Raw genomic sequence first — 18481 nt, 5'->3', positions numbered from 1 at the left:
TTATTCCTGATACTTAAATACTCAATCCTGCCTGACGCATTGATGTCAGCCGATAACGTAATGCACGCGGGGTGATCCCCAGTTTTTTAGCGGTCAGTGTTTTATTGCCTTCGCATTGTTCCAGAAGATCAAGAATATATTGTTGCTCGACCCGTTTACCCATCTGACGGATAGAGGGGGTATTCTGCTGAGGTAATGATCTTTCTGACGGAGCCGCGGGGGCCGGTAATCCGAGGTCAGCCAGCGTTAACTTGCCTTGCTGACACAGAATTAACCCGCACTGAATTTTATTTTCGAGTTCACGGACATTTCCCGGCCAGTCGTAGTCCAGTAACGCCTGACATACCTGAGGGGATAATTCGGCTTCCGTGGCTGAAAAGGCGCGGTATTTTTTTAAAAAACAACTGACCAGTGGCAGGATATCTTCACGCCGTTCACGCAGAGGAGCAATGGTCAGTGGTAAAACCGCGAGCCGGTAGAACAGATCCTGCCTGAAGCGGCCTTCAGCCACGGCCGTGGGTAAATGCTGATGCGTGGCCGCAATGATCCTGACAGATAATTTAATGCGGCGGGTACTGCCCAGACGTTCCACTTCCTGCTCCTGCAATACCCTTAATAACTTGGCTTGCAATGACAGTGGCATATCGCCAATTTCATCCAGTAATAATGTGCCACCATTTGCCTGTTCAAATTTACCGGGCATGGATTGCACAGCACCGGTAAATGCCCCTTTTTCATAACCGAATAAGGTGGCCTCCAACAGGCTGTCAGGGATCGCTGCACAGTTAACACCGATATAGGGGGCAGAGCTAAGCGTACCGAATTGCTGGCGGTGAATATAACGCGCAATACACTCTTTTCCTGTGCCTGATTCACCATAAATTAATACCGGCACAGCGACTCTGGCCATTTTTTCGGCCATGCGCAAAGTTTCCATACTCCTGGCAGAGTATGAAATAAGATCAGCATCAGCAGTATTTATCCCTGAAGAATAACTACTCATTGATATTTCCCGGAAGTAATGTGAATTTTTATTTAAATTTTTTGAAAAATCAAAGCAATGACACCTATTTCATTAACATTGCTAATAAAATAGGTTCAGACAGATCTTGTTTTTATTTAATCTAACCTATCAGCAGAGATTCTGAAACCCCTGATATTTTTATAGTTTATAGGTTACAGGTGACTAAAAGAACAGCACTGCCCATCCCTTAAAGAAATAAACGGATAATTCTCATTTAAATCTAAACAAATCCCTTGCAACTGGCAACCAATATCTCATAAGATTCCAAAAATTTCCGGCCTAATGCTAAGTATAACTAATCAGATACTGCATGCAGACACTGGGCAGCCCATGGTTCTTTGCAAAAATATTTTAAAAAAACTAAACATCAGCCCGAATGACACTATTCTGCCTTTAGGGGTAAGTCAGTTGGGAAAACCCTGGCACAAACTGGCTGAACACATTAATAAAAATTATGATAATTTTGATGCTGCATTAAGCCGTTATTTCCTGAATAAGTTCAGGGTAAATACTTCGCTGGCTAACATTAACTTCACTATTGAAGAGAATAAAAAATGCCATCAAATATATTCCTGCGCTGCGGGAAAAATAGCCTTTGAAATTGATCGTGCCCTGTTGCTGAATTTATTACATGACTTTTATGGCGTCAGTGATACCCCTGAGGCAGACAATAACACTGAGATTACTCAGACCGAAAAACGGTTACAGGAACGCCTCGGGGATGAGATCTGCAAAATATTTTTGACACCGGAAGTCGCCGGCCAGCCTCTGTCGATGACGCCTGTCCATAATCAGCAGCACAGTCATTGGGCCTGGTGCCTTTCTTTCCGGTTACGCGGCTATCCGCAGGGTGACATTACCTTACGTTTTGACCATCCCCTGATTGATCAGATACTGAGCACATTACGCAATGACACTGAGCAGGCGGAGCAAACGACGTTTTCTGAAGCCTGCCTGGAATCACAGTTACGTCGTCTTCCTTTCACACTCAACGCACAGTTAGTGTGTATGGAAACCACCCTGGAAAAATTACTCCGTCTGCAGGTTGATGATGTTTTACCTGTTTTTCTTAATGAGTCCGTTCCCGTCACATCAGGCGATGAAGTGTTATTTCATGCCAAAGTCTCTGAACATCAGGGGCAGCTCGTCCTGTCAGAATTTATTGATCATTACACCGGGTAAATAATGAATTACGAAGATAATCAAACACCGTCAGCTTTTTCTCTGGATGATATTAATTTTGATGAGTTATCCGCCACCACGACGGAAGATAATGCCGCAGTGAACTCACAACAACGTCAGGAAGAAAACCGGAAACGCCAGTTATTTAACCGTATTCCGTTAACACTGACCTTAGAAGTGGCTTCTGTCAGTGTCTCTCTGGCCGACCTGTTAGCGGTGGATAAAAATACGGTCATTGAATTGAATAAAATGGCCGGTGAGCCGCTGGATTTAAAAGTTAACGGCGTGCTGTTTGGTAAAGCTGAAGTTGTCGTGGTAAATGATAAATATGGTTTACGTATTATCGAATTCACCGGCCAGCCGTTAAGTGACCTGACCTCATGAATGTCTGCCGTTACTGGCGACAATTCTGCGCCGGTTTACTGATGATAGTGACGCCTTGTCTGACGGCGGCGGAACCGGGCCTGACATTATTCAGTACCCGCAGTGGCCCGGGCGGGCAGAGCTATAGCGTGAATATTGAAATCCTGATCCTGATGACCTTGCTCGGTTTACTGCCGGTGATGGTACTGATGATGACGAGTTTCACCCGCTTTATTATTGTCTTAGCCATACTGCGTCAGGCGCTGGGATTACAGCAAACCCCACCGAATAAGGTACTGACCGGTATCGCGCTTTGTCTGACACTGCTGGTGATGCGCCCGGTATGGACGACGATCAATCAGGAAGCGCTGATCCCTTATCAGGCAGGGAAAATTTCGCTCAATGAAGCGCTGATTGACGCCAGCCAGCCTTTGAAGAAATTTATGCTGGCCCAAACCAGTAAAACAGCCATGAGCCAGATCATGAGTATTGCGCATGTGACCGGCAACCCTGCCGATCAGGATCTGACCATTATTACTCCTGCGTATTTACTGAGTGAGTTAAAGACGGCGTTTCAGATTGGCTTTATGATCTATTTGCCGTTCCTGGTCATCGACTTAATTGTCTCGAGCATTTTAATGGCCATGGGAATGATGATGCTTTCACCGATGGTGGTGTCGCTGCCGTTCAAATTACTGCTGTTTGTATTATGTGATGGCTGGTCACTGATCACCGGCACGCTGACCCAAAGTATCCAGGGTTTTTAATCATGTTCACGTTAGATAGCATCAGTGACCAAATGGGCGGTGCCATTCAGTTAGTCCTGCTGATTTCTGCCGTTATTATTCTGCCCGGATTACTGGTCGGTCTCTGTGTCAGTATCTTCCAGGCGGCCACACAGATTAATGAACAAACCCTCAGCTTCCTCCCTCGTCTGGTCGTGACCCTGCTGGTACTGATTGTGACCGGAAAATGGATACTGATTAAGCTCATCGACTTTACGCAGGTGCTCTTTCATCAGGCCGGGAATATTTCAGGTTAACCGGCATGCTTGATCTCTCAGGATTTTACAGCCATCTGTTAGCCCTGCTATTACCCTGGGTCAGGATAGTGTCGTTTCTGCAATTCAGCCCGCTGGCTGATAGTACATTGATTCCGCGAAAAGTCAGGATCGTCCTCTCACTGGTGCTGACGGCGTTAATTGCTCCCCTGCTGCCGGTGACCTCACCCCCGGCATTTTTATCCGTCGCCCTGCTCACCCAGGTTGCCGAACAAATTGCCTGGGGACTCATTTTCGGCCAACTGCTGCAACTCGCCTTCTCAGCATTACAGACAGCAGGCCAGATCATTGCCATGAATATGGGCCTGTCGATGGCAGTACAGAACGACCCGAACAATGGCACCAGTAATACCCTGGTCTCACAACTGTTTAATTTAACCATGGTGCTGATCTTTTTTGCAGCCAACGGCCACTTATTACTGGTGACGGTGTTGTATCAGGGATTTGTCTATTGGCCGGTAGGCTCGGCACTTAACTGGCCTTCGGTAAATACCTTAATTATCAGTTTTGGCTGGATAATCTCTGCGGCGGTGATCATCGCCCTGCCCTCAACGGTGATCATGTTATTAATTCAGGGCGTCTTTGGTCTACTTAATAAAATATCACCGACACTGAATTTATTCTCTCTGGGTTTCCCGCTGGCGGCACTGGCCGGGATAATCAGTATTGCCTTACTGATCCCGACCCTGTCGGGACACTATCTCTCACTGACGGATCAGGTCATTCATCAGTTTGACCTGCTGAGGACAGCCCATGTCTCAGGCCAGTGATAAAAGCGAGAAGGCAACACCGGCAAAACTTAAAAAAGCCCGCGAAAAAGGCGATACCGGGCGGGCCAAAGAGTTTTCATCCGCAATTTCACTGGCAGTCGCCTTTATGACCCTGACCGGGTTACTTCCCTGGTACTGGCATCTGATTGGCGATTTTTTCCGGCAAGCGTCTGAGATAGCGCATACCCCTGACCCGGGGTCACGTTTAATTCTGCTGACCGGTAAAGCGCTGGGATTGTTATTAACCATCACACTCAGCTTTTGTGCGGTTCCGCTGGCCGCCGGTATCGCTACGCTGTTCAGCGGCGGGTGGATATTCAGCCTGAAAAAAATCGTGCCGGACGGTAAACGACTGAATCCGTTAACCGGTTTTACCCGCTTGTTTGCCGCCGATAATTTTATCGAATTAGCGAAAGTGATACTGAAAGCCGGGCTTATTTTACTGATGCTAAGCCTGTTATTACGCCACTCACTACAGGAAATCATGTTGTTATCGCAGCTCGGCTGGCCTGTGGCGATGAGCAAAGGACTGACTCTGGTCGCCCGTCTTTTCGGCTATTTTGTGCTGCTGATGCTGGGGTTTGCCCTGATTGAATGGCCACTCAGCCGCTATCAGTTCCGGCGTAAAATGCGAATGACGCGACAGGAAGTCAAAGATGAATTTAAACACAGCGAAGGGAACCCGCAGATCAAAGGACGTTTACGCCAGTTACAACGCCAGCTGGCCCAGGGGCAACTCAGAAAAACCGTGCCGCAGGCCAATGTGATTATCACCAACCCGACCCACTATGCGGTGGCACTGAAATATGATCCGCAGGCGGCGGCAGCACCGTATGTGGTCGCGAAAGGGGCCGATGAACTGGCGCTTTATATCCGACAGATTGGCGAAGAACATCAGATAGAAATCGTTGAGTTCGCGCCGCTGGCCCGGGCCGTCTATGCCTCGACACGTGTTAATCAGCAGATCCCGAATCAGCTTTATCAGGCCATCGCCCATGTACTGACCTACGTCATGCAATTACGACGCTGGCGGCAGGATAAATCTCAGCTAAAACCGACCATCAATCGAAAAATCCCGATGCCTTCAGAAGGACAATTCCGTGAATAAATTGCCATTGACTCACTGGCTCCGGCGCGGCAAAGCGCTTCCGCTGGGCCTGCCACTGCTGATTATGGCAGTGCTGGCCATGATCATTTTGCCGCTGGACCCACTGATACTGGATTGCCTGTTCACCTTCAATATTGTGCTGGCAATATTGATCCTGCTGGTCTCCGTCAATGCACAACGACCCCTGGATTTCAGTATCTTTCCGACACTGCTGCTGATCACCACGCTGCTGAGACTGTCCATGAATGTCGCCTCAACGCGGGTTGTGCTGCTGCATGGTCAGGAAGGCGAAGGGGCGGCAGGGAAAGTGATAGAAGCCTTCGGTCAGGTCGTGATTGGCGGAGACTTCCTGGTCGGGTTTGTCGTTTTTGTGATCCTGATGATCGTTAACTTCGTGGTGATCACCAAAGGCGCGGAACGTATTTCTGAGGTCTCAGCACGCTTTACGCTGGATGCCATGCCCGGCAAACAAATGGCCATTGATGCCGACCTTAACGCCGGGATCATTACTCAGGCCCAGGCCCGCGAACGACGTTCTGAAGTGACCCGCGAAGCTGACTTCTATGGGTCGATGGATGGGGCCTCGAAGTTTGTGCGGGGTGATGCGATCGCCGGTATGTTGATTCTGGTGATCAATATGGTCGGTGGCGTCGCTATCGGCATATTTAAACACCATCTGGATGCCGGTCATGCCTTTCAGCAGTATGCCCTGCTAACGATCGGCGATGGTCTGGTCGCGCAACTGCCTTCACTGCTGCTGTCAACGGCGGCCGCGATCATTGTGACCCGGGTCAGTGATGGCCAGGATATCCGTCACGAAGTTCGTCAACAGCTACTGGCCCAGCCTGCCATTCTGTATACCGTTGCCGGCATTATGCTCGCCATGGCGCTCGTCCCCGGGATGCCACATGTTGCCTTCCTGAGCTTTGCGCTTTTGCTGAGTTTTGCCGGATGGCGTCAGTCAAAACGTGTTCTGGCAGCCAGCCAGTCCGCGACGGATGTGGTGGAGAATGCGCTGGAGCCGGAAGTCCCTCAGCTGCACTGGGAAAACCTCTCCGTCACCGAACCGGTCGGCCTTAACCTGGGTTACCGGCTGGTCAGCCTGATCGACAAACATCAGGGCGGTTTATTGTCTCAGCGGATCACCGGCGTCAGGCAGGTACTTTCTGAGAGTAGCGGTGTGCTGCTGCCCGAAATTCAGGTACGGGAAAACTTCCGTCTGAAGCCCATGCAGTACAGTATTATGATCCATGGTGTCCGCGCCGCATTGGGGGAAGTCCATGCCGATAAACTGATGGCGCTCGCCAGCAGTGAAGTCTATGGCGAACTGGACGGTATTCTCGGGACCGATCCCGCCTATGGTATGTCTGCTATCTGGATTGATCCTGCACAGAAAAGCCAGGCGCTACGCTTCGGGTATCAGGTAGTCGATTGCGCCAGCGTAATTGCAACGCATGTAAATAAAGTCGTGAAGCAGTATCTGCCGGAGCTTTTTCAGTACGATGATATTACGGCACTGCATCGCCGGTTAGCCCAGCCCGCACCCCGGTTAAGTGAAGACTTAAATGCAGCACTGAATTACACCCAACAGTTACGTATCTACCGTCAGTTACTGACCGACAATGTCAGCCTGAAGGATATTGTCACCATTGCCACGGCACTGCTCGCCGGGCACCAGATCACCAAAGATCCGCTGCTGTTATCCGCCGATGTCCGCTACGCTCTTCGTCGTCAGATAGTCCACGGGATCAATAAGGATCACCGGCAGTTTGCGGTATTCACCCTCAGTGATGCCTTAGAGGACCTGCTGTTACGCGCCCAGCAGGCGGCAGGTAATAAAGAACTGGATAACGTGCCGCTGGATCCGCATCTGTTAACGCAGTTACAAACCAATATGCCGCTGATCACCGAACAGATGAAAGCCGAAAACCTGCCTCCGGTACTGATCGTCCCACCGGCATTACGGCCACTGCTGGCGCGCTATGCCCGTTCATTTTCACGTGAGCTGTTTGTGCTTTCTTATAACGAGGTCCCTGAAGACCTGGAAGTGGTGATCCGCGGGCATCTGTCTTAAACCCGGCGGGTGACCGCCGTATCTCCGGCAAAAGGCTGGCCGGACAGAACCGCTTTGATCAGACGATAATCAGAACGGTAGTTCACGGATATTCTTTTTACCGGTGAACGAATGGAACAACTGAAAGAAAATATTCAATCCCATTCAATAGAATAGATCTTCCTGGCAGCTTTGACGCTTTTGACCGGGCTGAGTCGTCTGACCTGACTGATCTCCCAGGCGAACCAACCCTCTTCAAAGCAGGAAGCACAAGCCGCGGAAATATCGTCAGAAGTAAAGGGACGAACAGAACGGATGTTAACCACAGCAACGGCTATGCCCGCTTCTTCATCGCCGTCTTTCATTAAATAATTGGGGTTCTCGACGATCAGAAGGTCTTCGTCTGGTGAAAGCTCGGGTAACCACCTGCGTACTTCAATGGTTTTCCTGCCAGCAGCAATCAGTTGGCCCGCAGGTGAAACGACTGATAATGCTTTTATACTGCCTTTTTTCATAGCATTCACCCGTATGATTTTCAGACCGAAGACCCGTCAGTACGGATAAGCCGGGCCTGAAAAAGCTGAGAAAAAAGCCCTCTAAATATTTATATATTTAAAGGGCTTTATATTTTATTGCCAGTAAACTCAGCCTGTTAAATAAAACGGACCGGTAATGGTTTTATATCATTCAGAACGGGATATCGTCGTCGAAATCCATCGGTGGTTCGCTGCTAGCCGGGGCGCTGTTCTGTTGCGGACGTGCTGCCGGTGCTGAACCGCCGCCGCTGAACTGGTTACCGCCCTGTGACTGCTGCGGCTGCTGTGGCTGACCCCAGCCATTATTATTCCCCTGCCCGCCGGCAGGTGCTCCGCCGTTACCGCCCTGACGGCCACCCAGCATCTGCATGGTACCACCGACGTTAACAACCACTTCGGTCGTGTAACGGTCCTGACCACCCTGATCCTGCCATTTACGGGTACGTAACTGACCTTCGATGTAAACCTGAGAACCTTTACGCAGATACTCACCGGCAACTTCAGCCAGTTTGCCGAACAGAACCACACGGTGCCATTCGGTAATTTCTTTGTTTTCACCGGTCTGCTTGTCACGCCAGCTTTCTGAGGTGGCCAGTGTAATGTTGGTAACCGCACCACCATTTGGCATATAACGGACTTCCGGGTCCTGTCCCAGATTCCCGACAAGAATCACTTTGTTAACGCCGCGACTGGCCATAGAGGTCTCTCCTGAAGAATAATTACTCAAAGTCTAAGCGGTAAATCATACCACGTCACGTACCGATAGTGATACTTTCGAACCGCTTTCCGGCAGTCATGCCGCACATCTCACCCTGCGCCCCGGGCGGAGGCCGAAAACCCCGATGCTCCCCTGCCGCGGATGATTAAAAAAACAGCCGGCGGGCCTTTTTCTGCCGGAAATTCCGCCAGACAGCCGTGCGCCACACGCCACGACACAGCAGCCTGACATAAATCATCTATAGTAAAAGGCAGTCACTGACGAAAAACAGATACGCACGTCCGGGACTGACCTGCCTCTGCCGGTGACCGGTTCTTTCGTCAGACTACTGGATATTTAATCAGTTTATTTTTTATGCCATAATGGTTCGTTTGATTCTCCCCATGTCTCCTCAGCAGGCATGGACGACGCTGATACTCCGGGAAAGGTGAATGGATAAGATAGAAGTACGGGGTGCCCGCACCCATAACCTGAAAAACATCAATCTGATTATCCCTCGCGACAAGCTGGTCGTTGTCACCGGGTTATCAGGTTCTGGCAAATCCTCGCTGGCATTCGACACACTGTATGCAGAAGGTCAGCGCCGTTATGTGGAATCATTGTCCGCCTATGCCCGTCAGTTTTTATCACTGATGGAAAAGCCGGATGTCGACCATATTGAAGGGCTGTCTCCGGCCATCTCTATTGAGCAGAAGTCGACCTCACACAACCCGCGTTCGACGGTCGGTACCATCACCGAAATCCATGACTACCTGCGCCTGTTATTTGCCAGAGTCGGTGAACCGCGGTGCCCTGAACATAATGTGCCTTTAGCGGCCCAGACCGTCAGCCAGATGGTCGACCAGGTGTTGCAGCAGCCGGAAGGCACCCGGTTGATGCTGCTCGCACCGGTCATCAAAGACCGTAAAGGTGAGCACAGTAAGACACTGGAAAACCTGGCCGCGCAGGGATATATCCGTGCCAGGATCGACGGTGAAGTCTGTGACCTGTCTGATCCGCCAAAACTGGAACTGCAAAAGAAACATACCATTGAGGTCGTTGTCGACCGTTTCAAAGTGCGTGATGATCTGGCCACCCGGCTGGCGGAATCCTTCGAAACGACACTCGAACTCTCCGGCGGCACAGCCATTGTCGCCGATATGGATGACAGCAGCGTCGCGGAATTACTGTTCTCAGCGAACTTTGCCTGTCCGGTCTGCGGCTACAGCATGCGTGAGCTGGAACCGCGTCTGTTTTCCTTTAATAACCCGGCCGGGGCCTGCCCGACCTGTGACGGCCTGGGGGTACAGCAATTTTTTGACCCGCAGCGCGTGGTACAGAATGAAGATATCTCTCTGGCCGGCGGCGCTATCCGTGGCTGGGACCGTCGTAACTTCTATTATTTCCAGATGCTGCGTTCGCTGGGCGAACATTATGAGTTCGATGTGGAAGCCCCTTTTAACACCCTGAGTGATAAGGTGAAAAAAGTCATTCTTTACGGATCCGGTAAAGAAAACATCGAATTCAAATACGTGAACGACCGCGGAGATACCTCTGTACGTCGTCACCCGTTTGAAGGGGTGCTGCATAATATGGAGCGCCGCTACAAAGAGACGGAATCCAATGCCGTCCGTGACGAGCTGGCAAAATATATCAGTAACCGCTCCTGCACCAGTTGTCATGGCACCCGTTTGCGTGAAGAAGCACGTCACGTCTTTGTCGCAGAAACAACGTTGCCGGAAATTTCAGAGATGAGTATCGGTCACGCGACTACTTTCTTTGATGAGCTGCAGCTGGAAGGCCAGCGGGCAAAAATTGCCGAAAAAGTCTTAAAAGAGATCAGCGAACGTCTGAGCTTTCTGGTCAATGTCGGTCTGAATTACCTGTCGCTCTCCCGCTCTGCGGATACCCTCTCCGGGGGTGAAGCACAACGTATCCGTCTGGCAAGCCAGATCGGTGCCGGACTGGTCGGAGTGATGTATGTGCTTGATGAACCCTCAATCGGCTTACATCAGCGTGATAATGAACGCCTGCTGAGTACCCTGGTGCACCTGCGTGACCTGGGGAATACCGTCATTGTAGTCGAGCATGACGAAGATGCTATCCGGGCGGCTGACCATGTGATCGATATCGGCCCCGGTGCCGGGGTTCATGGCGGTCAGGTCGTCGCGGAAGGGGATGTTAATGCGATTATGGCCAATGAAGCCTCCCTGACCGGGCAGTTCCTCAGCGGCAAACGCAGCATTGAAGTCCCGGCAGAACGGGTAAAAGGGTCGCCGGATAAGGTATTAACCCTGACCGGTGCACGCGGTAATAACCTGAAGAATGTGACGCTGACGCTGCCTGTGGGTCTGTTTACCTGTGTGACCGGGGTGTCCGGTTCCGGGAAATCTACCCTGATCAACGACACCTTGTTCCCGCTGGCTCAGCGCCAGTTAAACGGGGCAACCGTCATCGAACCGGCGCCGTACCGTGATATTAAAGGACTGGAGCATTTTGATAAGGTGATCGACATCGATCAAAGCCCGATCGGCCGGACACCGCGTTCCAACCCGGCGACCTATACCGGTATTTTCACCCCGGTACGTGAACTGTTTGCCGGGGTACCGGAATCCCGCAGCCGTGGATATACGCCGGGCCGCTTCAGTTTTAACGTGCGTGGCGGACGCTGCGAAGCCTGCCAGGGAGATGGGGTGATTAAGGTGGAAATGCACTTTCTGCCGGACATCTATGTCCCTTGTGACCAGTGCCAGGGTAAACGTTATAACCGCGAAACACTGGAGATAAAATACAAGGGCAAGAGCATCCACGAAGTGCTGGAAATGACTATCGAAGAAGCCCGTGACTTCTTCGAAGCGGTACCGGCACTGGCGCGTAAACTGCAAACCCTGATGGATGTCGGCTTGTCCTATATCCGTCTGGGTCAGTCAGCGACCACGCTGTCGGGCGGGGAAGCACAGCGGGTAAAACTGGCGCGCGAGCTTTCTAAACGCGGAACGGGTCAGACGCTGTATATTCTGGACGAACCGACCACCGGCCTCCACTTCGCGGATATCCAGCAACTGCTGGCCGTACTCCATCAGTTACGGGACCAGGGGAATACCATTGTGGTTATCGAACATAACCTCGATGTGATTAAAACCGCAGACTGGATAGTCGACCTGGGGCCGGAAGGCGGCAGCGGTGGTGGCGAGATCCTGGTTGCCGGTAGCCCGGAAACTATTGCAGAATGTGACGCATCACATACCGCTCGCTTCCTGAAACCATTACTAAAATCTGTTTAACATCATAACGTTGCAGTAATTTCCGTGACGGGCCTGATCCTGAAAAGGATCAGGCCCGGGGGTATTCGCCGCGATCGGCGGTGTCCCTCTGCCGTATCTCTGACTATCCTTATTTCAGGTTCCTCACTCCCGGGTGTATCGCCGGGGGTTAACTGTGATCTGTCTGACAGGAGAAATGATGAAGATTATCCATGCTTACGCCGCGCAGAACGAAAACTCTCCCCTTGCCCCCTTCAGTTATGAACCCCGACAGCTACGTGACCACGATATTCAGATAGAAATTGAGTTCTGTGGCGTCTGCCATTCCGACCTGCACCAGGCCCGCAATGAATGGCGTAACAGTATTTTCCCCATGGTACCGGGCCATGAAATTGTCGGCCGGGTCACGGCAGTGGGTGCAAAAACCCATAAATTCAGCATCGGTGACCTGGTCGGTGTTGGGTGTATGGTCGATTCCTGCCGCCATTGTGAAAGCTGTGAAGAAGGGGTGGAACAGTATTGTGAAGAAGGCTTTACCGCCACCTATAACGCCAGAGACCGCGTTGATAATCAAATAACCTTCGGCGGCTATGCGACCGGGGTCGTGGTGCATGAAGATTTTGTCCTGAAGGTGCCGGAGCATCTGGATCTTAAAGGCGTCGCTCCTTTGTTATGCGCAGGGATCACCACCTACTCCCCACTGAAACACTGGAAAGTCGGTCCGGGCATGAAAGTCGGGATCGTCGGCCTGGGAGGGCTGGGACACATGGGAGTCAAACTTGCCCATGCCATGGGCGCAAAAGTCGTTCTGTTTACCACCTCTGCCTCAAAAATTGCGGACGGTAAACGCCTGGGGGCAGATGAAGTCGTCGTCTCTAAAGATCCGCAACAGATGGAAGCACACACCAATAGTTTTGATTTTATTCTTAATACGGTCGCGGCCACCCATGATCTGACGCCCTTTATTAATCTGCTGAAGCGGGACGGGAATATGACGCTGGTGGGTGTCCCTGAGCATAACCATCCGGCCCCCGACATCGCCAGCCTGATTTTTAAACGTCGCAGTGTCTCAGGATCACTGATCGGCGGGATCGCCGAAACCCAGGAGATGCTCGATTTCTGCGGGCAGCACAATATTATTTCCGATATTGAGCTAATCGATATTGCACAGGTCAATGAGGCCTATGAACGGATGCTGAAAAGCGACGTAAAATACCGTTTTGTTATTGATATCAATACATTGAGAAACAGCACCGCGGCCTGAGTTATCTGAGCCCCTTATGCTGGCAGCCAGGCTGCCAGCATGCTACACCGCCGTCTGCTTAGCCCTGCCGGAAGCAGCGCTGATGGCAGAAAAAAACCGATAAACGCGCGTCATACCGGCCGCATCTGCTGGCGTGACGGATAATGTCAAAACCGGGTTTTCGGTGGTGATTTATTACCCGGTTTTGGGTAAGCTGACCGGTGATGTTCTGATGAATTTTAAGGATAAAAATTCATGAAAGTCAGCGAAGAAACATTATTGAAGTCCGGCTTCAGTCATACCGATATCCTGAAAATTAAAAGCAATGTGGAAAATTTCGGGGGTACTCTCGATGAAGCAATTCAGGATTTAGCAAAACGATTTAATGTCGCTAAATGGATAACCCTTGTTACCTTTGTCATTCTGACGCTGACCTCTCTTTTATCGACAAAAAATAACACTCTCTCTGGCTTTTGCGTTAATGGCAGGATTGCCACTTATCTGGTATTTAACGCCCACCAGACTCGCGTTTAAAGCCTGGCGGTATCAATATGCTACCCGGAGTGAGGGCAATCAGTAATTGTTATCAGATCGAAAATAACTTTAGCCTTAACGCCGTATCCGGCTATTTTCATGGTGAGCTTCGGACGACTTAACCTACTGACTTTTCGGTAATAATCTATGGGTATATAGCGAAAAATATAACGACGGATAAGGGTTTAATATCCAATCGTAAAAACCATGATAACGGCATAATCCTGTTTATAAAATCATCGGTGTCAAAACCGGGTTTTCAGGTGGTGATTTATTACCCGATTTTGGGTAAGCTGACCGGTGATGTTCTGATGAATTTTAGGGATGAAAATTCATGAAAGTGAGCGAAGAAACACTGCTGGAGTCCGGCTTCAGTCATACCGATATCCTGAAAATTAAAAGCAATACCGAAGATTACGGGGGTTCAATGGGTGATACCCTTCGGGATCTGGCGAATCGCTTTGTCATAGCCCTGTCTGTAGTCGCGGGTTGCCTTACCGTATTCGTTTTGCTGGTTCTGTTTGGTTCAGCCGAAATCCTTTTCTCTGGCTCAGTCGGGCTGCTTTGCGGTATTGCGGTGGCAATATTTGTACAACCGCCAGTGCTTGCCTATAAATGTTGGCGTTATCAAAGAATTCATCGAAGTTAAGTGCAGGGGTTATCTGTGGTCAAAAGGTCAAAAATGACCTTTGCTTTTACACCATAACCCACAATTTTCATCGTGAGTTTTGTTCTGCTTATAGTTTCAACTTTCCGGTAATAATCCCGGGGAAGCCATCTGAATAAGCGCCAGGCTCCGGGCTGTTTTGCCAGCCCCAAAATACTATAGACACTGGCACTTAACGTAACTGCATTATAAATTGCCAGCCCTGCTTCAGGTTTAAAACCCATATACTTAGCAGCTTCCTTAGAACTGTCTGCAAATATTCCCTCTGACTTGAACTGATCGCCATAACGAAGATGGCTGGCCTCTTTTGTGATCCCATTGATACCGTCAACGAAAAGTATTGCTCCGGCAAGCACTCCAATAGGAGTCATTGTCGACATCATGATCATTCCGCCAAACAATGCTGCACCTGATACCATAATATGAACAGCAGAAATCACATAACCTGCAATTTTGTTATTTTCCCGGACGAACTCCACTTTGGCATAAAGTTTTGCCGTCTTAATACGTAACATCCGGCCCTGTTCTTCGAGGTTTTCGGTCTCTGCTCTCAGATTTTTGATGCACGCTATGCACTCGTCATCTGATTCCGCGCGCCGGGCTGCAGCAAATTGCTGCTCTGCAACATATTTTATTTCCTGAATAAAATTAATTCGGGTAAGACCGTCCTGAAGGTAACAGGCGGAAAGTCTGTTAGCAGTATCAACCAGCTTTCTGGCTTCAAGGTTAATCATTGTTTCAGCCCGGGCTTTATTTCTCCCGCCTGAGCGCATCATATCGGGGAATGCCGCGTCCATTCTGTTCTCCCTGTATATTAATTCACCAACCAAGCTCCGGTACTATCAGCTATAAACTATTTTTCCGTCCGGAAAATATTGCCGGGTCACGCTATCCCGAAGTGTTCGAAAAAATGGCCGCCAGATAACGCTACCGGCCGCCTTCCCCCCAGGGTATACGCCATTACCCTGCCGGGCGCCGCTGCGCCCGGAAACACTCCTGCAACCAGTGGCTGAAGACAGTAACCGCCCGCGGAACCCGGGCGGAATAAGGCCGTACCAGCCAGATTTTATCCGCAAATCCGCCGGCAACCTGCCAGTCTTCCAGTACCGGTAACAGTTGGCCGCAGGCCAGCGCCGCACGCGCGCTGAAATCGGGTAACATCGCAATCCCCAGGCCACTGATCGCGGCATCACGGATCGATTCGCTGTTATTGGTGGCAAACCCGCCTTTGACTGCCACAGAAAAAGACTCTGCGGTCTGAGGGTGGCTGAGTTTCCAGTGCGGAAGCTCATTCCCCCGTGGGTAGTAAAGACAATCGTGACGGGCCAGATCCTGCGGATGCTGCGGGCTGCCCGCCTGCATCAGGTACTCCGGGGCGGCCACCAGCACTGTTTTGGTATCGCACAGGGGCAACACTACATGGGTGTCCGGCACCCGATGACTATGGCGGATAGCCAGATCATAGCCTTCACTGGCCAGCGATAATAGCTGGTCAGAGACTTCAAGCTGAATGCGAACCTCCGGATACTGACGCAAAAACTGTCGTACAGGCTCCAGTAACTGTTGCCTGGCAAAGGCCACCGGCGCTGTCACGCGGATAACGCCACGCAGAGGCCCGCTGGTGTCACGGAGAGCATTAAAATGCTGTTCAATCTGTTCAAAAGGTTGGCGCAAATCCTCCACCAGCTTTTTACCCGCTTCCGTAAGACGCACACTGCGGGTCGTTCGCTGTACCAGCGCCACACCGGCCAGGGTTTCCAGTTGTTTTATCTTCTGGCTGACCGCCGCTTTACTGACTTCCAGTTGTTCAGCCGCACGCGTAAAACTTTCCTGTTCGGCCAGCACAATCAGCCAGTGCAGGTGTACCCATAATGCGTCGGCATGGCTTTTTTTCATCGTTATTGTTCACCCTGTTAAACAATCATTTCACTGACAGCGCTTTTTCTTACGGCATTTACGGGCCAGAATAATCAGACTCAACCGTTCAGGAGAAGAGAAATGCCATTACTACAGTTTGATATTATTGAAGGTCGTAGCGAAGAGGAAGTAAAAACACTGCTGGATACGGCGCATAAGGTCGTGCTGGAAGCCTTCAGCGTGCCTGAACGTGATCGCTATCAGATTGTTCATGAAAATAAAGCATGGCAGATGGTCTTCCAGGATACCGGGCTCGGCTTTGAACGCAGTGAAAAGTTTGTGATGCTCCGGGTCTTCACCAGCCCGCGCAGTGACGAGCAAAAACAGTTCTTTATGAAACGACTGGCAGAAGAACTCCGCACCGTCTGTGGTATTGAAGGGAATGACCTGATGATCTCATTTATCAGCAATAACAAAGGCGACTGGAGCTTTGGTTATGGCGAAGCGCAGTATATGACGGGCACGTTATAATCCTGCCGTTCCCGGTACTGCCCCGAAGGACAGTACCGGTTACAGCGCCTGCAGGTGCCGGGCGACCATGGTCGTCATATCATGCATCTTTGCCTCATTGCGACGGTAATACGTCCACTTACCGACTTTGCTGGCATCAAGCAATCCGGCCTCAGATAACGCTTTCAGGCATAATGAGGTCGCTGGCTGAGACAGCCCGGCTTTTTCACTGATCAGGCTGGCACAGACACCATAGGTACTGAAATCATAAAGCTGGCTGTACTCTGCAAATGAAGTATGCGGATCTTTGAGCCACTGTAATACTGACATCCTGGTCGGGTTTGCCAGAAGCTTTATGGCGTTTTCTGGTGTCATACTGCCTCATATTCTTCAGGAACGATAAACGGGGTAATCAGTATACCCTGCAGCGTTCCCCCCATACAGCGATGTTACATCGGTATCGTTCAGCGGCAGGTTGTTCTGTAAACGGTACGGCAGATCCGGGTTGGCAATAAATGTTCTGCCAAAACCAAATAAGTCTGCCCAGCCATTTTCCAGAATATGCATGGCTTTCTCGCGGGTATAACGCCCGGCACACAGGATCGGCGCGTCAAAGGTTTCACGCAGGCTCTGGCGGAATGCTTCCGGTAAATCAGGGCTATTATCCCAGTCCGGCTCGGCAATCGATAAATACCCAATCTGCATATCATTCAGCATCTGCGCCGCACTCAGATAAGTCAGTTGTGGATCCGGCTCAACCAGCCCCAGATACACCCGGTCTTCATCGGTGCTGGTGAACAGAGGTGCAAAACGAACACCTACGTTGCGGCTGCCGAAGACATCGCTGACGGCCCGGGTCACCTCTTGCAGAAAACGCAGACGATTTTCCAGTGAACCGCCGTATTCATCGGTGCGGACGTTGGTATGCTCAGAAATAAACTGATTGATCAGGTAGCCGTTCGCCGCATGTAACTCAACGCCATCAAAACCGGCTTCTTTCGCATTCCGCGCTGCCTGGCGGTAAAGTTCCACCAGCTCACGGACCTCTTCCGTCGTTAATGCGCGGGGTGCCGAAGGCTGAGTCAGTTCCCCGGTCCCCGGACCTGTTTCGATAAAGACCCTGACATTGGTTGCCGGGATCGCAGAGGGAGCCACCGGAGGCTGCCCGTCTGGCTGTAACGCGGTATGGGAAACTCGCCCCACATGCCAGAGCTGACAGAAAATAACTCCGCCTTCCTGATGAACGGCCTCTGTGACTTTTTTCCAGCCCGCAATCTGTTCCGCGCTATGGATCCCGGGGGTCCAGGCGTAGCCCTGTCCTCGCGGTTCAATTTGCGTCCCCTCGGTGATCATAAAGCCCGCGCTGGCGCGCTGGCGATAGTATTCCACCATTAAATCGCCTGCAATATTACCCGGTTGCTGGCTGCGGCAACGGGTGAGCGGGGGCAGGACAATACGGTTTCGCAGGGTAAAGCCGGACAGCTTTAACGGGCTGAACAGGGTCTGTTTCTGCACAACAATCTTCCTTCATCTGATAAGTCTGGAGTGCCATTATATTTATACATTTAAATATTTAAATGTATAAATATAATAAAATGAAAAAATAAAATAAAA

At 50.7% G+C, this 18481-nt stretch carries 19 protein-coding genes; 12 read left to right on the top strand and 7 right to left on the bottom strand.

Features of this window, described 5'->3' with window-relative positions:
- Positions 1-13 precede the first annotated feature (13 nt).
- Positions 14-1003 (bottom strand): sigma-54 interaction domain-containing protein, encoded by a 990-nt coding sequence (locus GTPT_RS04500; RefSeq protein ID WP_051170771.1) that lies wholly within the window; start codon positions 1001-1003, stop codon positions 14-16.
- 351 nt (positions 1004-1354) lie between these two features.
- Here GTPT_RS04500 and GTPT_RS04495 point away from each other — a divergent pair, with 351 nt between their 5' ends.
- Genes GTPT_RS04495 through GTPT_RS04465 form a run of 7 tightly spaced genes read left to right on the top strand, consistent with a single transcriptional unit; the run spans position 1355 to position 7581 of the window.
- Positions 1355-2206 (top strand): FliM/FliN family flagellar motor switch protein, encoded by an 852-nt coding sequence (locus GTPT_RS04495; RefSeq protein WP_029990516.1) that lies wholly within the window; start codon positions 1355-1357, stop codon positions 2204-2206.
- A 3-nt stretch (positions 2207-2209) separates the two neighbouring features.
- Positions 2210-2590 carry a FliM/FliN family flagellar motor switch protein gene (locus GTPT_RS04490; RefSeq protein WP_025900988.1) on the top strand — a complete coding sequence of 127 codons (381 nt, stop codon included), beginning with the start codon at positions 2210-2212 and terminating at the stop codon, positions 2588-2590.
- A complete protein-coding gene (fliP, locus tag GTPT_RS04485) occupies positions 2587-3336 on the top strand; it encodes a flagellar type III secretion system pore protein FliP (protein WP_029990513.1) in 750 nt (249 codons plus the stop codon). Before GTPT_RS04490 ends, fliP begins: the two co-directional genes overlap by 4 nt.
- 2 nt (positions 3337-3338) lie before the next feature.
- A complete protein-coding gene (gene fliQ / locus GTPT_RS04480) occupies positions 3339-3611 on the top strand; it encodes a flagellar biosynthesis protein FliQ (RefSeq protein ID WP_025900986.1) in 273 nt (90 codons plus the stop codon).
- Between the two features lie 5 nt (positions 3612-3616).
- Entirely contained in the window at positions 3617-4399 is a 783-nt protein-coding gene (fliR, locus tag GTPT_RS04475) for a flagellar biosynthetic protein FliR (protein ID WP_029990511.1), read from the top strand.
- Complete coding sequence (gene flhB / locus GTPT_RS04470) at positions 4383-5507, top strand: flagellar type III secretion system protein FlhB (protein ID WP_025900984.1); 1125 nt, start codon at positions 4383-4385, stop codon at positions 5505-5507. Before fliR ends, flhB begins: the two co-directional genes overlap by 17 nt.
- A 1-nt stretch (position 5508) precedes the next feature.
- Positions 5509-7581, top strand: coding sequence for a flagellar biosynthesis protein FlhA (locus GTPT_RS04465; protein ID WP_051170781.1), 2073 nt, complete (start codon positions 5509-5511; stop codon positions 7579-7581).
- 134 nt (positions 7582-7715) lie between these two features.
- Here GTPT_RS04465 and GTPT_RS04460 read toward each other — a convergent pair whose 3' ends face one another.
- Together GTPT_RS04460 and ssb1 are read right to left on the bottom strand one after the other, a co-directional pair.
- Positions 7716-8075, bottom strand: coding sequence for an ASCH domain-containing protein (locus tag GTPT_RS04460; protein ID WP_029990508.1), 360 nt, complete (start codon positions 8073-8075; stop codon positions 7716-7718).
- Between the two features lie 172 nt (positions 8076-8247).
- Entirely contained in the window at positions 8248-8793 is a 546-nt protein-coding gene (gene ssb1, locus GTPT_RS04455) for a single-stranded DNA-binding protein SSB1 (RefSeq protein WP_029990506.1), read from the bottom strand.
- A gap of 452 nt (positions 8794-9245) precedes the next feature.
- Between ssb1 and uvrA the strand changes: the two genes are divergently transcribed.
- From uvrA to GTPT_RS04435, 4 genes are all read left to right on the top strand, one after another.
- Complete coding sequence (uvrA, locus tag GTPT_RS04450; RefSeq protein WP_025900976.1) at positions 9246-12077, top strand: excinuclease ABC subunit UvrA; 2832 nt, start codon at positions 9246-9248, stop codon at positions 12075-12077.
- 178 nt (positions 12078-12255) lie between these two features.
- Positions 12256-13320 carry an NAD(P)-dependent alcohol dehydrogenase gene (locus GTPT_RS04445; protein WP_029990505.1) on the top strand — a complete coding sequence of 355 codons (1065 nt, stop codon included), beginning with the start codon at positions 12256-12258 and terminating at the stop codon, positions 13318-13320.
- A gap of 234 nt (positions 13321-13554) precedes the next feature.
- Entirely contained in the window at positions 13555-13833 is a 279-nt protein-coding gene (locus GTPT_RS04440; protein WP_241964857.1) for a hypothetical protein, read from the top strand.
- Between the two features lie 334 nt (positions 13834-14167).
- Positions 14168-14482, top strand: coding sequence for a hypothetical protein (locus tag GTPT_RS04435; RefSeq protein WP_029990503.1), 315 nt, complete (start codon positions 14168-14170; stop codon positions 14480-14482).
- Here GTPT_RS04435 and GTPT_RS04430 read toward each other — a convergent pair.
- Entirely contained in the window at positions 14479-15297 is an 819-nt protein-coding gene (locus GTPT_RS04430) for a DUF4225 domain-containing protein (protein ID WP_029990501.1), read from the bottom strand. The two genes, GTPT_RS04435 and GTPT_RS04430, sit on opposite strands and share 4 nt — an antisense overlap.
- 163 nt (positions 15298-15460) lie before the next feature.
- On the bottom strand, positions 15461-16396 hold the full coding sequence (locus GTPT_RS04425; RefSeq protein ID WP_029990500.1) for a LysR family transcriptional regulator: 936 nt from the start codon (positions 16394-16396) through the stop codon (positions 15461-15463).
- Positions 16397-16498: 102 nt separating this feature from the next.
- On the opposite strand from GTPT_RS04425, the gene GTPT_RS04420 reads away from it, so the two are divergent.
- Positions 16499-16888, top strand: coding sequence for a tautomerase family protein (locus tag GTPT_RS04420; protein ID WP_025900971.1), 390 nt, complete (start codon positions 16499-16501; stop codon positions 16886-16888).
- A 39-nt stretch (positions 16889-16927) separates the two neighbouring features.
- Here the strand turns inward: GTPT_RS04420 and GTPT_RS04415 are convergent, their stop codons facing one another.
- Positions 16928-17242, bottom strand: coding sequence for an ArsR/SmtB family transcription factor (locus GTPT_RS04415; protein WP_025900970.1), 315 nt, complete (start codon positions 17240-17242; stop codon positions 16928-16930).
- 15 nt (positions 17243-17257) lie between these two features.
- Positions 17258-18382: an alkene reductase gene (locus tag GTPT_RS04410; protein WP_029990497.1), complete on the bottom strand. Its 1125-nt coding sequence runs from the start codon at positions 18380-18382 to the stop codon at positions 17258-17260.
- Positions 18383-18481 lie beyond the last annotated feature (99 nt).

Source organism: Tatumella ptyseos ATCC 33301 (assembly GCF_000735525.1).
Taxonomy (GTDB): Bacteria; Pseudomonadota; Gammaproteobacteria; order Enterobacterales; family Enterobacteriaceae; genus Tatumella; species Tatumella ptyseos.
Note: the sequence above shows the minus strand (reverse complement) of the source record. Positions and strands in the feature narration are given on the sequence as shown.